The 16,203-nt window shown below is 72.5% G+C and carries 20 protein-coding genes; 4 read left to right on the top strand and 16 right to left on the bottom strand.

Annotation, left to right across the window (positions count from 1 at the left end; translation table 11 throughout):
• From ribB to D6689_21195, 16 genes are all read right to left on the bottom strand, one after another.
• Positions 1 to 764 (bottom strand): 3,4-dihydroxy-2-butanone-4-phosphate synthase (ribB, locus tag D6689_21120; GenBank protein RMH37254.1); only part of this gene is annotated, 764 nt, incomplete at its 3' end.
• Positions 761 to 1,360, bottom strand: a complete 600-nt coding sequence (locus tag D6689_21125; protein ID RMH37255.1) for a riboflavin synthase — start codon at positions 1,358 to 1,360, stop codon at positions 761 to 763. The genes D6689_21125 and ribB, both read right to left, overlap by 4 nt.
• Before the next feature lie 297 nt (positions 1,361 to 1,657).
• Entirely contained in the window at positions 1,658 to 2,788 is a 1,131-nt protein-coding gene (ribD, locus tag D6689_21130) for a bifunctional diaminohydroxyphosphoribosylaminopyrimidine deaminase/5-amino-6-(5-phosphoribosylamino)uracil reductase RibD (GenBank protein RMH37270.1), read from the bottom strand.
• A 53-nt stretch (positions 2,789 to 2,841) separates the two neighbouring features.
• Positions 2,842 to 3,303, bottom strand: coding sequence for a transcriptional repressor NrdR (gene nrdR / locus D6689_21135; protein RMH37256.1), 462 nt, complete (start codon positions 3,301 to 3,303; stop codon positions 2,842 to 2,844).
• A 6-nt stretch (positions 3,304 to 3,309) separates the two neighbouring features.
• Positions 3,310 to 3,759 (bottom strand): ribose 5-phosphate isomerase B, encoded by a 450-nt coding sequence (rpiB, locus tag D6689_21140; GenBank protein RMH37257.1) that lies wholly within the window; start codon positions 3,757 to 3,759, stop codon positions 3,310 to 3,312.
• Between the two features lie 67 nt (positions 3,760 to 3,826).
• A complete protein-coding gene (gene fabF, locus D6689_21145; protein ID RMH37258.1) occupies positions 3,827 to 5,083 on the bottom strand; it encodes a beta-ketoacyl-[acyl-carrier-protein] synthase II in 1,257 nt (418 codons plus the stop codon).
• A gap of 3 nt (positions 5,084 to 5,086) precedes the next feature.
• Positions 5,087 to 5,329, bottom strand: coding sequence for an acyl carrier protein (gene acpP / locus D6689_21150; protein RMH37259.1), 243 nt, complete (start codon positions 5,327 to 5,329; stop codon positions 5,087 to 5,089).
• Positions 5,330 to 5,381: 52 nt separating this feature from the next.
• Positions 5,382 to 6,146, bottom strand: coding sequence for a 3-oxoacyl-ACP reductase FabG (locus tag D6689_21155; GenBank protein RMH37260.1), 765 nt, complete (start codon positions 6,144 to 6,146; stop codon positions 5,382 to 5,384).
• 1 nt (position 6,147) lies between these two features.
• Positions 6,148 to 7,083 carry a [acyl-carrier-protein] S-malonyltransferase gene (gene fabD, locus D6689_21160; protein RMH37271.1) on the bottom strand — a complete coding sequence of 312 codons (936 nt, stop codon included), beginning with the start codon at positions 7,081 to 7,083 and terminating at the stop codon, positions 6,148 to 6,150.
• Positions 7,084 to 7,103: 20 nt separating this feature from the next.
• Complete coding sequence (gene plsX / locus D6689_21165) at positions 7,104 to 8,123, bottom strand: phosphate acyltransferase PlsX (protein RMH37272.1); 1,020 nt, start codon at positions 8,121 to 8,123, stop codon at positions 7,104 to 7,106.
• A gap of 257 nt (positions 8,124 to 8,380) precedes the next feature.
• Positions 8,381 to 8,578, bottom strand: coding sequence for a 50S ribosomal protein L32 (locus D6689_21170; GenBank protein RMH37261.1), 198 nt, complete (start codon positions 8,576 to 8,578; stop codon positions 8,381 to 8,383).
• A 9-nt stretch (positions 8,579 to 8,587) separates the two neighbouring features.
• Positions 8,588 to 9,157, bottom strand: coding sequence for a DUF177 domain-containing protein (locus tag D6689_21175; GenBank protein RMH37262.1), 570 nt, complete (start codon positions 9,155 to 9,157; stop codon positions 8,588 to 8,590).
• A gap of 76 nt (positions 9,158 to 9,233) precedes the next feature.
• Complete coding sequence (locus D6689_21180) at positions 9,234 to 10,838, bottom strand: MCE family protein (protein ID RMH37263.1); 1,605 nt, start codon at positions 10,836 to 10,838, stop codon at positions 9,234 to 9,236.
• An 8-nt stretch (positions 10,839 to 10,846) separates the two neighbouring features.
• Positions 10,847 to 11,716, bottom strand: a complete 870-nt coding sequence (locus tag D6689_21185; GenBank protein ID RMH37264.1) for an ABC transporter permease — start codon at positions 11,714 to 11,716, stop codon at positions 10,847 to 10,849.
• Positions 11,709 to 12,869: an alanine racemase gene (alr, locus tag D6689_21190; protein ID RMH37265.1), complete on the bottom strand. Its 1,161-nt coding sequence runs from the start codon at positions 12,867 to 12,869 to the stop codon at positions 11,709 to 11,711. Before alr ends, D6689_21185 begins: the two co-directional genes overlap by 8 nt.
• A 21-nt stretch (positions 12,870 to 12,890) precedes the next feature.
• Positions 12,891 to 13,637: a Crp/Fnr family transcriptional regulator gene (locus D6689_21195; GenBank protein ID RMH37266.1), complete on the bottom strand. Its 747-nt coding sequence runs from the start codon at positions 13,635 to 13,637 to the stop codon at positions 12,891 to 12,893.
• A gap of 260 nt (positions 13,638 to 13,897) precedes the next feature.
• On the opposite strand from D6689_21195, the gene thiS reads away from it, so the two are divergent.
• From thiS to lepB, 4 genes are read left to right on the top strand one after another with little or no spacing between them, the layout of a single operon-like run.
• A complete protein-coding gene (gene thiS / locus D6689_21200) occupies positions 13,898 to 14,110 on the top strand; it encodes a sulfur carrier protein ThiS (GenBank protein RMH37273.1) in 213 nt (70 codons plus the stop codon).
• Between the two features lie 3 nt (positions 14,111 to 14,113).
• A complete protein-coding gene (locus D6689_21205) occupies positions 14,114 to 14,890 on the top strand; it encodes a thiazole synthase (GenBank protein RMH37267.1) in 777 nt (258 codons plus the stop codon).
• A 6-nt stretch (positions 14,891 to 14,896) separates the two neighbouring features.
• Entirely contained in the window at positions 14,897 to 15,487 is a 591-nt protein-coding gene (locus D6689_21210; GenBank protein ID RMH37268.1) for a thiamine phosphate synthase, read from the top strand.
• The gene (lepB, locus tag D6689_21215; protein ID RMH37269.1) at positions 15,484 to 16,062 is read left to right on the top strand and encodes a signal peptidase I; all 579 of its coding nucleotides are present in this window, start codon (positions 15,484 to 15,486) and stop codon (positions 16,060 to 16,062) included. The genes D6689_21210 and lepB overlap by 4 nt, the downstream gene beginning before the upstream one ends.
• The last annotated feature ends 141 nt before the right edge of the window (positions 16,063 to 16,203 follow it).

Here is a 16,203-nt window from a genome sequence, read left to right on the forward strand (position 1 = left end):
CGGCGGCTCGCCGCCCGCACGTCGCCGCGCACCAGCGCCAGGTACTCGGCGTCCTCGACCGACGTGCCGTACACGTACGCCTGAAACGGCTCGCCCTCGCCGAGCAAGGCCGGACGCATCGGGCTCGTCGCGCGGCGCTCGACGATCATCTCCTGCTGTAGCCGGTACGCGATCAGGTCGGCGATCGTCAGCAGGAAGATGCCGTGTTTGCGCGAAAACACCTCGAGGTCGGGCATCCGCGCCATCTCGCCGTCGTCGCGCATGATCTCGCAGATCACGCTGGCGGGCTTGAGGCCCGCGAGCCGGGCCAGATCGACCGAGCCTTCCGTCTGGCCGGTCCGCACGAGCACTCCGCCGCGGCGCGCGCGCAGCGGAAACACGTGCCCCGGTGACACGACGTCCTCCGGCCGCGCGTCGTCCGCGATCGCGACCTGGATCGTGCGAGCGCGGTCTCGCGCCGAGATCCCCGTGGTCACGCCGTGGCGCGCCTCGATGGACACGGTGAACGCCGTGCCGAGCGCCGCCTCGTTGTCGTGGACCATCATCGGCAGCTTGAGCCGCTCGATGAACGACTCGTCCAACGCGAGGCAGATGAGCCCGCGGCCGTGGGTCGCCATGAACGTGATCGCCTCGGGCGTGCACTTTTCCGCCGCGATGCACAGGTCGCCCTCGTTTTCGCGATCCTCGTCGTCGACGAGGATCACCATCTCGCCGGCGCGGTACCGCTCCATCGCCTCGACGACGCGATCGATCGAGTCCCTCATCGCCGGTAGCCCTCCACCAGCTTTTCGACGTACTTGCCGATCATGTCGACCTCCAGATTGACCGGCGCGCCCACCGGCTTGTCTGCCAGCGTCGTCGCCTCGACCGTGTGGGGAATCAGCGCGATCGAGAATCCCGCGCCGTCGACGAGGTTGACCGTGAGGCTGATGCCATCGATCGCAATCGACCCCTTCTCGATGATGTAGCGCAGCAGTTCGGGGGCCGCGCGTACCGCGACCTCGAGATTGGCGCCGAGATCGCGCTTCGCGGCGATGTGGCCGACCCCGTCGACGTGGCCGAGCACGAGATGGCCGCCGAGCCGGTCCCCCAACCGCAGCGCCCGCTCGAGGTTGACCCGATCGCCCGGCCGCAGCCGGCCGAGCGTCGTCCGCCGAAGCGTCTCGTTGCCGGCGACCACCTCGAACCGGCCGGCGCCGCGCGCGGTCACCGTGAGGCACGTGCCGTCGACCGCGACCGACTCGCCGATCGCCAGATCGTCGACGTCGATCCGGCCCGGCGCGATCGCCAGCACCACTCCCTCGCCGCGCCGGCTCGCGGCCGCCACGCGGCCGATATCTTCGACCAGGCCCGTAAACATGAAGTCGCTCTCGCGGACGCCGGCGCGTTCGGTCCATCGGCGCCCGCCGGCCGAGCGCCCGCCGTAACCCTGCCTGGGACCGCCGCCAAAGGCAAGCGCGACGTCCCAACCCGCCGCGCCCCCTGCCGCGTCACCCGCCGATCCCGTCCCAGCCCCGCCGCGCGCACGCCGCGGGCGGACCCGGCGCCGCCCGCCGCCCCTGCAGCCACCGGGCGCCCCCGCCCGGTCGGACCCGGCCGTACAGGCCGCCCCAACGTCGGCCCGGGCGCCGGTCGTCCACCGCCCGGTCGGGCCCCCTCACCCCGCACGCCGCGCGCGCCGCGCCGGCACCGCACGCACGACCAGGTCCTCCCCGAGCCGCTCCGGCTCGCCGGCCAGCCGCATCCCCACGGCCGCCGCCACGCGCGCCACCCCGCGCCCCTCGACCCACGCGGGTCCCGCGCCGAACACCCGCGGCGCCACGTACAGGCGCACCTCGTCCGCCAGCCCGGCCGCCAGCATCGTCGCGTGCACCTCGCCGCCCCCCTCGACCAGCACCGACACGATCTCCGCCGCCGCGAGCCGCCGCGCCAGCGCCCGCACGTCCACGCGTCCCTGCCGCGTCGCCCGCACGCGCCACACCTCGGCCCCGAGTGCGGCCAGCCGCCGCTCCCGCGCCGCCGGCGCCGCCGCCGTCGTCGCGAGGATGCAACGGGCCGTCGACTCCGCGTTCGCCGGCAGCACGCGGCTGTCCGGCGGCGTGCGCAATCGACTGTCCAGCACGATCCGGATCGGGTCGACGCCGCCGCGCACGCCGCGCACCGTCAGCCGCGGATCGTCCGCCCGCACCGTCCCGACGCCGACGAGGATCGCCTGGTGCGCGTGGCGCAGCCGGTGCGCGTCGCGCCGCGCCGCCTCGCCCGTAATCCACTTCGAGTCACCCGTCCGCGTCGCGATGCGCCCGTCGAGCGTCACCGCCGCCTTCAGCGTGAACCGCGGCCGCCCCTCGCGCGCCCACGTCACGAACGCCGCGTTGAGTTCGGCGCACTCCGCGCGGCGCACCCCGGTGACCACCTCCACCCCCTTGCGCCGCAGCCACGCCGCGCCGCCGCTGTGCGCGCGGATCGGATCGAGCATCCCGATGACGAGTCGCGCGATGCCCGCCTCGAGCACCAGCGGCGCGCACGGCGCCGTCCGGCGCCGCCCGGTGTGTGCGCACGGCTCGAGGTTCACGTACATCGTCGCGCCCGGCGCGCGCCCACCGAGCTTGCGCAGAGCGACGGCCTCCGCGTGCGGGCCGCCGAGCCGCGCGTGGTAGCCCTCCGCGAGCAGCTCGCCGGCCGGCGACACGATCGCGCAACCGACCAGCGGGTTCGGCGCCGTCCGGCCGGTCCCGCGGCGCGCCAGCTCGATGCACCGCGCCATCCAGCGGTCATCCTCCGGGCGCACCGCGCCGCGGCGCGCGCGCCGCCGGCCGGCCCGAGTCGCCCTGCCCGCCCGCGTCACGACTTGCGCGCCCGCATCAAGTCGGCCAGCTCCCGCATGAACTCGTCGACGTCGCGAAAGTCGCGGTAGATCGACGCATACCGCACGTAGGCCACCTCGTCGAGCTTGCGCAGCCGCGGCAGCACCGCCTCGCCGATGCGCTTGGACGCCACCTCGCGGTCGCCGGTATCGCAGATGTCGCGCTCGACCTCCTCGGCGATCTTTTCGAGGTCGCCGAACGACACCGGACGCTTGGCCGCCGCCCGCTTGAGCCCGCGCAGCAGCTTGTCGCGGTCGAACGGCTCGCGCCGGCCGTCGCGCTTGCTCACGATCGGCAGCGCGTCCTCGATACGCTCATACGTCGTGAACCGCCGCTTGCACGCCTCGCACTCGCGGCGGCGCCGGATCTCGCCGCCGTCCTTCGACGTGCGCGAGTCGATGACGCGGTCCTCGTTGGTGCCGCAGAACGGACAGCGCATCGCCCGTCACTTTCCGGCGCCACCGTCGAGCGCCGCGATCTTGTCGACCCGGCGCGCGTGCCGGCCGCCCTCGAACGCCGTCGCGCGAAACGCATCCACCGCGTCCACCGCGACGCCGGCGCCGACGACCCGGGCGCCGAGTGCAATCGCGTTGGCGTCGTTGTGCGCCCGCGCCATCTTCGCCATGTACGTCCCGGTGACGACCGCCGCCCGCACCCCCGGGATCTTGTTGGCCGCGATCGAGATCCCGATCCCGGTGCCGCACACCAGCAGGCCGAAACTGCCCGGCTGCGCCGCCACCGCGCGGCCGACCCGCTCGCCGTAGTCCGGGTAGTCCACGGACGCCCCGTCGTGTGTGCCGAGGTCCTCCACCTCGTCGCCGAGTGCGCGCAGATGGTCTACGAGCTGGCGCTTGAGCTCCAGCCCCGCGTGATCGGAACCCGCATACCACTTCATGCGGCGTGTATACCGCCAGCCGCGCGCCCGCCGCCACCCCGGCGGCGCCGGCCGCGCGCGCCGCCGTTCAGTCGCCCGCGTACCGCTTGAACACCAGGCAGGCGTTCGTGCCGCCGAACCCGAACGAATTCGACAGCGCCACGTCGACGCGCACCTCGCGCGCCGCGTTCGGCACGTAGTCGAGGTCGCACTCCGGGTCCGGCGTCTCGTAGTTGATCGTCGGCGGCAGCACGCCGCGGTGGATCGCCAGCGCGGTGATGGCCGCCTCGACGCCACCGGCCGCCCCGAGCATGTGCCCGGTCATCGACTTGGTCGACGACACCGCGAGTCGATCCGCATGCGCGCCGAACACCGCCCGGATCGCGGCCGTCTCGTTCTTGTCGTTGAACGGCGTCGACGTGCCGTGCGCGTTGATGTAGCCCACCTGCGCCGAATCGACCTTCGCGTCCTCGAGCGCCAGCTGTATGCACGCACGCGCCCCCCGCCCCTCCGGCGCCGGCTGCGTCATGTGGTACGCATCGGAGTTGGCGCCGTAGCCGACCAGCTCGCAGTAGATGCGGGCACCGCGCCGCTTGGCATGTTCGAGTTCCTCGAGCACCACGACCCCGGCGCCCTCGGCGCACACGAAGCCGTCGCGGTCCTTGTCGAACGGCCGGCTCGCGCGCTCCGGCTCGTCGTTGCGGGTCGACAGGGCGCGCATCGACGCGAATCCGCCGATGCCCAACTCGGACACGGTCGCCTCGGCGCCGCCCGCGATCATCAGGTCGGCGCTGCCGTACTGGATCGCGCGCATCGCCTCGCCGATCGAGTGCGCGCCGCTCGAGCACGCGCTCACGTGGCTGAAGTTCGGCCCGGTCGCCCCCGTCTTGATCGTGAGCATCCCGGGGATCATGTTGATGATGATGTCGCACACGAAGTACGGCGACACGCCGTGGCGCGGCCCGCGCTCGCGCAGGTTGCGGTAGGTGCGCTCGATCGTCTGCACGCCGCCGAGGCCCGCGCCGACGAACGATCCCCAGCGGTGCGCCTCGGCTTCGGGGGCGCGCCGGTCCTCGTAGCCCGCGTCTTCGAGCGCCTTGAGCCCCGCGGTGATGCCGAACTGGAGGAAGTCGTCGAAGTGGCGCGCCTCGCGCTTGTCGATGTACGGCTCCTCGGCGACCCAGCCCTTCACCTCGCCGGCGATCTTCGTCGAAAACTCCGACGCGTCGAAGTGGGTGATCGGGCCGATGCCGCTTTTGCCCTCGACGAGCCCGCTCCACGTCGACTCCCGGTCGTTGCCGAGCGGCGTGACCAGGCCGATCCCGGTGATGACGACGCGGCGCATGGTCTAGTTCACGTGCGACTTGATGTAGTCGATCGCGTCTTTGACCGTGCGGATCTTCTCGGTGTCCTCGTCCGGAATCTCGAGCTTGAACTCCTGCTCGAGCGCCAGGACGAGTTCCACGACGGCGAGCGAATCCGCCTTCAAGTCATCGACGAACGACGCGTCGTCCTTGCACTGCTCGGGAGACACCTCGAGCTGCTGGCAGATGATCTCTTTGACCTTGGCGGTGATTTCTTCAGGCGTCATGACGGTTGGTTCCTCTGTTGGCTGTCCAGTCGGTGGTTGGTCGCGCGGCAGTCTACATCAACATGCCGCCGTTGACGCGAATGACCTGGCCGGTGATGTAGCCCGCCTCCGGCCCGGCCAGGAACGCCGCCGCGCCGGCGACGTCCTCGGCCGCGCCGATGCGGCCCAGTGGGATCTCCTCCAGCAGTTTGGCGCGCTGGTCGTCGGGCAGGTGCTCGGCCGTCATGTCCGTCTCGATGAAGCCGGGCGCGATCGCGTTGACGGTGACGCCGCGCGACGCGTATTCGCGGGCGAGCGCCTTGGTGAGGCCGATGAGGCCGGCCTTGGCGGTCGCGTACGCCGCCTGGCCCGCGTTGCCCATCTCGCCGACGACGGACGTGATGTTGATGATACGACCGTCTCGCTTGGCGCGCAGGAGCTGAGGCGTCGCCGCCTGGCTGCACCAGAACGCGCCATCGAGGTTGATCGCCAACTGGCGGCGCCAGTCCTCGGGGCGAAACCGCATCGCGAGGCCGTTGATCGCGACGCCCGCGTTGTTGACGAGGATGTGCAGCCCGCCGTGTTCCGCCGCGATCGCCTTGATCGCGGCCGTCACCGCGTCGCGGTCGGCCACGTCGAACCCGGCGACGGCCGCCTTGCCGCCGGCCGCCTCCACGTCGGCCGCCGTCTCGCGCGCCGCATCCTCGCGCGCCGCGTAGTTGACCACCACGGTGGCGCCGCGCCGCGCGAGCGCGACGCAGATCGCGCGGCCGATCCCGCGCGAGCCGCCGGTCACCAGCGCGACCTTCCCCTCGAGTGCCTTGTCCACGATCGCCATGTCATCCCTCCGCGCGTGCCAGGTTGTCGATGTCCTCCGGTTCGGCGACGCCCGCGACCGCCACGTCCGGCGCGATCCGCTTGACGAGGCCGGCGAGCACGCGCCCCGGGCCGACCTCGTAGGCCCGCCGCATCCCGGCCGCCGCCATCCGCTGCACCGTCCGTTCCCACTGCACCGGCGCCGTCACCTGGTCGACCAGGCGCGCCTTGATGGCGTCCGGATCGCCGTGCGGCTCGGCGGTCACGTTCGCGTACACCGGCACGGCCGGCGCCCGCACCTCGACCGGCGCGAGCGCGTCGGCGAGCGCGTCGGCGGCCGGCTGCATCAGCGCGCAGTGAAACGGCGCGCTCACCGCGAGCTTGCGCACGAGACGCGCCCCCGCCGCCTTCGCGGCCGCCATCGCCCGGTCGACCGCCGGCGTGTGGCCGGAGATGACGACCTGGCCGCCGCCGTTGAGGTTCGCCGGGCTGCACACCTCGGCGCCGGTGGACGCCTCGGCGCACAGGGCCGCGACCCGGTCGCCGTCGAGGCCGACGATGGCCGCCATCGCGCCCACCCCCTCCGGCACCGCCCGCTGCATCGCCTCGCCGCGCAGGCGAACGAGCCGGACCGCATCGCCGAGGCGCAGCGCGCCGGTCGCGACGAGCGCGGTCCACTCGCCGAGCGAGTGGCCGGCCGCCGCGTCGAACGCCAGCGGCACGCGGGCCTGAAGCGCTCGCAACACGGCGATCGAGGTCGTCAAGATCGCCGGCTGGGTGTTCGCCGTGCGCGTGAGTTCCTCCTCCGGTCCCTCGAAGCACAGCTTCGAGATGGCAAACCCGAGCGCGTCGTCCGCCTCCTCGAACACGGCGCGCGCCTCGGCGAACGCCTCGGCGACGGCGCGGCCCATGCCGACCTTTTGCGATCCTTGCCCCGGAAACAACAGTGCAGTGTGCATGCGGTCCTCCTGTCGCGCCGTCACGCCGCCGGCACGCTCTCCCACAGGCGCGCGTGGCGCGCGAGCGCGTCGCCCAGCCGCTCGGTCAGGCCGCCGGCCACGAACCGATCCGACGCGACGATCGCGTTGCGAATCGCGACCTCGTCGCTGCGGCCGTGGCAGATGACGACGACGCCGCGCACGCCGAGCAGCAGCGCGCCGCCGGTCTCCGATGCGTCGATCGTGCGCTTGAGCGCGACCATCGCCGGCCTGGCCAGCACGCCGGCGAGCCGGCCGCGCACCGACGCCATCAGTTGCTGTTTCACCATCCGGAACACCGCCTCGGAGACCCCCTCGCTCACCTTGAGCACCACGTTGCCGGTGAACCCGTCGGTCGCGACGACGTCGCACACGCCGTGAAACAGCGACGAGCCCTCGACGTAGCCGACGTAGTCGAACGCGGCGTCGGGATGGCTGGCGGCCGCCTCGAGCAGCGCGTGGGCCTCGCGAGTGAGTTCGGTCCCCTTGGTGAGTTCCGTCCCGTTGGACAGCAAGCCGACGCGCGGGCGCGCGCGGCCGTGCAAGATGCGATCGTAGGCGGCGCCGAGCACGCCGAACTGGGCGAGCATGGTCGGCCGGACGTCGACGTTGGCGCCCATGTCGCACAGCACGAGCGTGCCGTCCGGCGTCGGAAACACGGTGACGATGCCGGGCCGCTCGACCCCCGGCAACCGCTTGAGCACGAACAGCGCGTGGCCGAGCACCGCGCCGGAGTTGCCGGCCGACACGACCGCGGCGGCATCGCCGGCGGCGACCAGGTCGAACGCGACGCGCAGCGACGAGTCGCGTTTTTTGCGAAACGCCTGGCTGGGGTGATCGTCCATCGTCACGACTTGCGTCGCGTGGCGGATCGACAGCCGCGGCTCGCGGTCGGCGCCGAGCCGCGCCAGCTCCGTCCGCAGGCGGGGCTCGTCGCCGACCAAGATCACCTCGACCGGCGCCGAGCGCACGGCGGCCACCGCGCCGGCCACCTCGGGACCGGGCGCGCGGTCGCCCCCCATCGCGTCGACCGCGATCGCGTGTTTCGCCACGGGTGTCACCGTGCGCGCGTGCGGCCGGACCCCGCGCGGTCGATCGCGGCGACGACGCAGCCGCCGCCGAGGGTCGCGCGGCGCTGGGGCGCAGCCGCCGCGCGGTCCGCGCGCGGGGCCGCACCGCCGGCGGCCGCGCGGCGATCGCGCCGGTCAGCCACAGCCCCGGTCGCGCGTCGCCGTGCCCACATCGCCGCGTCTCCGCTCGGTCCCCGGCCCGCGGGCGCCTATTCCGTGTCCTCCGCGCGCCCCTCGACGACCTGTTCGCCCCGATACGTCCCGCACTCGAGGCAGACCCGGTGCGGCAGCCGGGGCGCGCCGCACTTCGGGCAGGTGCCGACCAGCGGCTTCTTGAAGCTCGCGGCCCAGGCCGAGCGGCGGTGCCGCACGCGCGAGCGACCGAGACGACGTTTCTGCAGTGCCATGGTGACTTCCTATTCGAGTTTGAGTTTCGACAGCGCGGCCGCCCACGGCGAATCCGCGGCGGCGGGAGGACAGGCGCACGCGCCCGCGTTGAGGTCGGCGCCGCACTGGGCGCACAACCCCTTGCAATCGTCGGCGCACAGCGGCGCGTACGGCACCGACAACACCAGGTGATCGCGAATCGCCGCCGCGAGGTCGACCGTCTCGCCGTCGTGGGCGGACACGTCGAGGTCGTCGGCGTCGAGTTCCACGTCGCCGTCGTCCGGCTCGGCGTCGAACTCGGACCGCGGCAGGAACGTGAGCGAAAACGGCTCGTCGACGGCGAGCGTCACGCGGCCGAGACACCGGCTGCACGCGACGGCGATTGTCCCCGTGAGGCGGCCGACGGCGAACGCCGTGCGGTGCTCGACGGTGACCTCGACGTGCAGGTGGACCCGGTCCGGCGCCGCGCCGGCGGGCGGCTCGTCGAGCTGGTCCTGGCCCGGCACCGCCGCGAGCGCCTCGCGCACGAACGCCTCCTCGAGCGCGACATCGCGCGTCTCGGGCAGGTCGCGGAGGCGGAAGGACAGCTCGGGCTTCATCGCAGAACGGCGGTACTACCAGGGGCCGCGAGTCGGGTCAAGACCCGTGTGTTTTCGCGGGCTCCGCCGGCCCCGCCTACTCGGCCGCGGCCATCAAGATGCCGGAACCGATGGTGAGCAGCGCGGTCAGGTCGAGGTCGTTGAACTGCAGATACGCGCCGAAAAACGCGCTCCGCCCGGTGTGGAAGTCCTCGAACGCGATGGGAATTCCGCCCTCGAAGCCGCCCCCGGCATCTTGCGGCTCCGGCTGGATGACCTGATGCCGGTTCAGCACGTCGTCCATCCCGGCGATCACGTAGATGTGGCGGAAGAACGAGTAGGCGGCGGTGAGCTTGAGCCGCGGCAGCGCGTCGAACGTCGTGTCGAACACGTCGGCCGACACCTTGAGCCGGTCGTCGAACCACTGGCCGTCGATGCCGACGCCGCCGGACGACTCCTTGATGCCGAACCGCAGCGACGCCCAGCCGATCCGCTTGCCGAACTGGAACGTGATGCGCGTGCCGTCGCGGATGCGCACGCGCCGACGGAACTCGGTCGTCCCGTTGTCGTTGGTCACGGGGTCGACGACCAGTTCGGTCTCCGGGAACGCGCCGCGGAAGCCGCGGTTGAACTCGATGAGGTAAAACTTGTCGGGCCGGGTCCGCAACTCGACGCTCACATAGTGGTTGCCGGCAAACAGGTTGCTGGTCTCGTTCGGCCAGTAGTGGAACTCGCTGCGCAGCCCGACCCACGTTTCCATGCCGAACAGGGTGCGCACGAAGTTCTTCGCGTCGCCGGTGATGTCCTCGAGGTTGTCGGCGAGCGTCGAGTCGTTGACCAGGCGGCCGAGGGTGCCCTTGTCCTCGTCGATCTTGGTGGCGATCGACGTGGACCGGTCGAGAAACTCGTCGACCAGATCGAGCTTCTCGCGCACCGACGCACCGGTCTGCTCGATCTCCTCGCGCGTGCGGGTCACGAGCTGTTCGGTCTCGGCCAGAATCCGATCGACCTTGTCGTCCGCGTCGCGGGTGATCGCGCGGATGTCCCTGGTGATGTCCTGAATGCGCGCGAGCGCGTCGTCCGTGCGCGCCAAGATGCTCTCGACCGTACGCGCCTGCTCCTGCACGAGCCGGTCGAGGCGGTTGGCCATCGAGGCGATCGGGCCGTTGACGAGGGCGCGGACGTCCTCGCTCAGGTCGCGCACGGAGACGAGCACCTCGTCGACCTTGGGCATCGACTGCTCGATCCGGCGCATCAGCGCATCCGGCGACGTGGCCTCGACCACGCGTTCGATCTCGGCGCCGTCCGGCAGCGGCGCGTGCGTGCGCCGGTCGCCGGCCGGATCGATCGAGGTCGGTGTCCCGGGGTCGATCTCGATGTAGTAGTCGCCCAACAGCGACGACGACTTCTTCATCGCGACGGCGTTGTCGTACACCTTGTCGCGCAGGTCGTCGCGCAGCTTCATGACGACGCGCGCGTACCGGCCCTGGATCTGCAGTTCGGCGATTTCGCCGACCGGCAGGCCGGCGATGACCACGCGCGATCCGATCGGCAACCCCGACGCGTCGCGAAACTGCGCGGCGAGCGCATAGCTGCCGCCGCCGCTGGCGCGCCTGCCGATCATCTTCCACACGCCGTAGGAGCCGACGGTCATGAGGAGGACGAGGATCCCGACCTTGATGCCCTGCGATAGGTTCTTCACGACGACTCTCAACGCGACGCCGGCAACAGCGCGAGCAACACGTCCGACACGAAGTAGTCCAGGACCAGGACGCCGACCGAACCCGCGACGACCGCGCGGGTGGTCGCGAGCCCGACGCCTCGGCCACCGCCGCTGGCATTGTACCCCTGATAGCAGGCGATCAGCATCACCGCGAGGCCGAACACCCCGCTTTTGATCACGCCCTGCGCGACGTCCACCGGTTTGACATACAACTCGAAGTTCGACAGGAACTGGCCGTGGTCCACGTTGAGCGTGATCACGGCCACGATGTAGGCGCCGATCATGCCGACGATGAAGAACAGCATGGTGAGGATCGGCGCGGTGAGCGTGCCCATGACGACCCGCGGAAGCACGAGGAACTGCACCGGATTGATCGCCATCGTCTCGAGCGCGTCGATCTGTTCGGTGATGCGCATCGTGCCGAGTTCGGTCGCGACGCCCGCCCCGGCGCGCGCCGCGAGCATCAGGCAGGTGAGCACCGGCGCCAGCTCCAGCGCGAGGCTCTTGCCGGTGACGCCGCCGGACATCGTCTCGAGGCCGAACACGCGAAACGCGTTGACCATCTGCAGCGACGTGACCGCGCCGGTGAACGCACCGACGAGCAGGATGATCGGGAGCGACCCGAAGCCGATGTAGTCGGCCGCCTCGAGGTAGTTGCCGATCCGGTACGGGCGGCGCGGCAGCCACGCGAGCGCGCGCACCAGCAACAGCACGTGCCCGCCGACGGAGTCGACGAAGCGGACGACCGGCCGGAAGGCCTGGCCGACGCCCTCGCGGACGCCGCTGGCGATCGCCCGGCCGACGCCCGGAGCCCCGGAGGCGTCGCCGGCATCCGGTCCCGGGCCCGCGTCACGCATCGGCGCCTCCGCCGCGGTAGGTACGCGGCACGCGCTTGGAGATGCCGCACGTCACCTCGTATGCGCTGATCCCCGCGCCGGCCGCGAACTCGACGACGGAGATGCGCTCGCGTCCGTCGGATCCGATCAAGATGACGGGCTGTCCCACGGCGACAGCATCGCCCAAGTCTGTGACGTCGACCAAGATCATGTCCATGCTGACTGCTCCGATGACCGGGCAGCGCCGCCCCGCCACGAGCACGTCCGCGCGACCCGTGAGATTGCGGGGATAGCCGTCGGCGTAGCCCACCGGGACCACGGCGGCGCGCGTCGGGCGCGTCGCGGTCCACAGGCCGCCGTACGACACGCGGCCGCCGGCCGGCACGTCCCGCACCTGCGCGATCGCGCTTGCGAACTCCAGCGCCGGCGCGAGCGACACCGGCCCCGCCGCCGCGCCGTACAGGGCCAGGCCGGGCCGCACCCGGTCGTACCGCGCGGCAAATCGCAGCGCCCCCGCGCTGTTGGCGGCGTGGGCGATCGGCGGGCGCCGGCCGGCGGCGGTGAGCGCGGCGAGCGCGGCGTCGAACCGGGCCAGCTGCCGCCGCGTCGGGCTGTCGGGATCGGCCGGGTCGTCCGCGTCCGCGCTGGCCAGGTGCGTGCAGATGCCCTCGACGACGAGGCCGTCGCGAGGCGCGCACGCGCCGACCGCGGCCTCCGGCGCGATCCCGAGCCGGTGCATGCCCGTGTCGAGCTTGACGTGCACGGCCACCGGCGCACCGCGCGCGCGGCCGACCGCAGCGAACCGCTCGAGGTCGGCCGGGTCGGACACGACCGGCGTGAGCCCGCGCGCGACCACTTCGGCGTGCGCCCCGCCGAGCGACGGCCCCATCACCAGCACCGGCGCCGCGACGCCCGCGTCGCGCAGCTCGACCCCCTCCTCGACCAGGGACACCGCGAGGCCGGCCACCCCAGGCGCCCGCTCGAGCGCACGGGCGACCGGCACGGCTCCGTGCCCGTAGGCATCCGCCTTGACCACCGCGTACAGGTCGACGCCGGCGTGCGCCGCGACCGCCGCGGCGTTCGCGACAATCGCGGACAGATCGACCACCACGCGGGTCGGGCGAATGGCCGCGCACTTGGTCACGCCGGCATTATAGGGGCCGCGCCGGCGCAACGCCCGCGGCCCGAGGCGCGATCACGCGGCCCGGTCGACTCCCTGGCGGCGCAGCAGCTCGTCGGTGACGATGAGCGCGCGGCCACGCGGGATGATCAACCCGTCGCGCGCGAGCTGGTTGAACGCCCGCGAGATCGTCTCGCGGCAGGAACCGATCATGTTGGCGAGTTCCTGCTGCGTCGGACGCCGGCGGATGAGCACGCCCTCGGGCGCGTCCGTGCCCTCGTCGCGCGCGAGGCTCACGAGGAGGCGGATCAGGCGCTCGTTGACGTCGCACAGCGCGAGCTGCGCGATCGCGTCGTCGGCGCGACGCAGCCGGTTGGCCATCTCGCCGAGCAGGTTCAACGCCGTCTGCGGGAAGCGGCTGATGTGCGCCAGCAGGTCGTCGCGCGACAGCATCAGCAGCGTGGTCGGCTCCAGCGCGATGACGTTGGCGGTGCGCGGCTCGCCGTCGAACAACGAGATCTCGCCGAACGCGTCCCCGGGGCGCAGCAGCGACAGGGTCACCTCGCGGCCGTTTTCGCCGAAGATGACCACCTTGACCCGGCCGGACGCGATGACGAACAGCGCATCGCCGGGCTCGTCCTGCGACACCGCCGCCCCGTGGGCGCGCACGCGGCGCACCTTCACCCGTTGGGTGAGGTCTTCGATCGCGTGCAGCGGCAGCGACGCGAACATCGGGGCGCGGGCGATCGCGGCGCGAACGCGCGCGGCTTCCTCGGTGCGGACGGCTCCGCCGTCGTCGGCGCGGGCGATGCTGAGCGGCATGGGGCTTGTCTCCTTGGTTGGGTCGCGTGTCACGGACGGCACGGCCCGAACCCAAAGCAAACGCGATGCCGACCTCGATCTGCCGGCGACGGTTCAACAGTTTTGGGGGGTTGTGCGCGACCGCCCCTGTGGCATGCGTCACCATCCGTTCACGCGCGCGGGCCGAACCGTGGCGCAAATGTCGCGGTGGTCACGCCAGTCCCCCAATCGCGTACACCGCTTTGCAGGCGCGAGGCGGCGTGCTACATGTGGGCCGCGCGATGTCCGAACCCATCGAGATCACGGTCAACGGCGCGGTGCGGCAGGTTTCGGCCGGCACGACGGTCGCCGGCCTGATCGCCGATCTCGGGCTCGACCGGACGCGCGTCGCGGTCGAGCGCAACCGCGACATCGTCCCGCGCGCCCGCTACGACGACGCCGTCCTCCGCCCCGGCGACGCCGTCGAGATCGTCACCTTCGTGGGCGGTGGGTGACCCATGTCTCACACCGACACCTGGACCCTCGGCAACCGAACGTTCACGTCGCGCCTCATCGTCGGCACCGGCAAGTATGCGTCCATCGAGCAGACCCGCGCGGCCATCGAGGCGTCGGGCGCCGAGATGGTCACCGTCGCCCTCCGGCGGGTCGAGCTGGATCGCTCGAAGCCGTCGGTGCTCGACGCGATCGACCGCGACCGCATCGTGCTGCTGCCGAACACCGCCGGCTGCTACACCGCCGACGAGGCGATTCGCACGCTGCGGCTGGCGCGCGAACTCGGCATGGACGAGTTCGTCAAGCTCGAGGTCATCGGCGACCGCAAGACGCTGTTTCCCGACAACGCCGCCACCGTCGAAGCCGCGCGCGTCTTGGTGAAGGAGGGCTTCCAGGTATTGCCCTATTGCACCGACGACCTCGTCACCTGCAAGAAGCTGGCGGACGTCGGCTGCGTGGCGGTCATGCCGCTGGCCGCACCGATCGGCTCCGGCCTGGGCATTCGCAACCCGCACAACATCCGCCTGATCGTCGAGGCGGTCGACGTGCCGGTGATCGTCGACGCCGGCGTCGGCACCGCGTCGGACGCGGCGATCGCGCTCGAACTCGGTTGCACCGCCGTGCTGATGAACACCGGCATCGCCGCGGCCAAACACCCGGTGCAAATGGCCGAAGCGATGCGCCTCGCGGTCGAAGCGGGGCGCAAGGCGTATCTGGCGGGCCGCATGCCGCCGCGCGCCTACGCGACGGCCTCGTCGCCGGAGACCGGACTGATCGAGTAGCGCCGAGTGACGCCGCGGCTGTACCTGGTGACCGACCGGCACGTCGCGCAGCGCCCGCTGGCCGAGGTGATCGCCGCGGCGCTGGCGGCCCTGCCCCCGGGCGCCGCGTGGGTGCAGTTGCGCGAAAAGGACCTCGACGGCGGCCCGCTGCTCGCGCTCGCGCGGCGCCTGGTGCCGATCGTTCGCGCTCGCGGCGCACGCCTGCTCGTCAACGACCGGGTCGACGTGGCGCTCGCCGCCGGGGCGGACGGCGTCCACCTGCCGGAGCGCGGGCTCGCCATCGCGGACGTGCGGCGCGTCGCACCGGCCCTGGCCGTCGCGGTGTCGGTTCACTCCGCGGCGGCCGCGGCCGCCGCGCGCGCCGCGAGCGCCGACGCCGTCGTGTACGGGCCGGTGTGGCCGACCCGCGGCAAGCCGGCCGGGTGCGGGCTCGACCGGTTTCCGGCCGGCGCGATCGCCATCGGCGGCGTCGACGGCCCGGCGCGCGCCCGGCAGGCCCGGCGCGCGGGCGCCGCCGGCATCGCGTGCATCCGCGCGGTCATGGCCGCGGCCGACCCGGGCGCGGCGGCGCGCGCGCTCTACGAGGCGCTGGTATGACCCGCGGCCGGCGGCGCGGCTGGATCGCGGCGGCCGCGGTCGTGGCCGCCGCGGCGATCGCCTTCGCATCGCTCGCCGGGCTCGCGCGCGTCGCGGGCGACGACATGCTGCCCGGTCTCGGGGACGGCGCCGGTGTCGTGTTCCTGCGCCGGGCGACGATACGCCGCGGCGATCTGATCTTGTTTCGCCACGGCGGAGGCGTCGTCCTCCGCCGGGTCATCGGCCTGCCGGGCGAACACCTCACATTCGACGGCATGGTCCCCACGGTCGACGGCGTCCGGGCAGAGCACGAGCCGATCGCCCGCGTGACCCTGTACGGCCGCGACATGCAGGTCGTACGCGAGCGGATCGCCGGCGCGGTGCACGACGTGATCGACGATCCGAAGCGACGGCTCACCGGCGTGCCCGACGCCGACACCGGCACCGGCTACTACGTGATGGCCGACCTGCGCGAATACGCGCCCGACTCGCGCAACTACGGGGTCATCCCGCCCGACGCGGTGGTCGGAGTGGTGTGGTTCGTGTGGTCCCGGGGCGACCGCCCGCCGATCGCGCCGATCACCCGGCCGCCGTGATCGCGATCGCGCGTGTCACGACGCTACGTGCGCGGCCGTGCCGCCTTTCGCCGGCGGGCGCCGACCGCGCGAACGCGAGGCGGACGACGCCGCGGTCGAACGTCCGGCGATCCGCGAGCGCCGCGCCACCGCTGCCACCGC

The organism is Deltaproteobacteria bacterium (genome assembly GCA_003696105.1).
GTDB lineage: Bacteria > Myxococcota_A > Polyangia > Haliangiales > J016 > J016.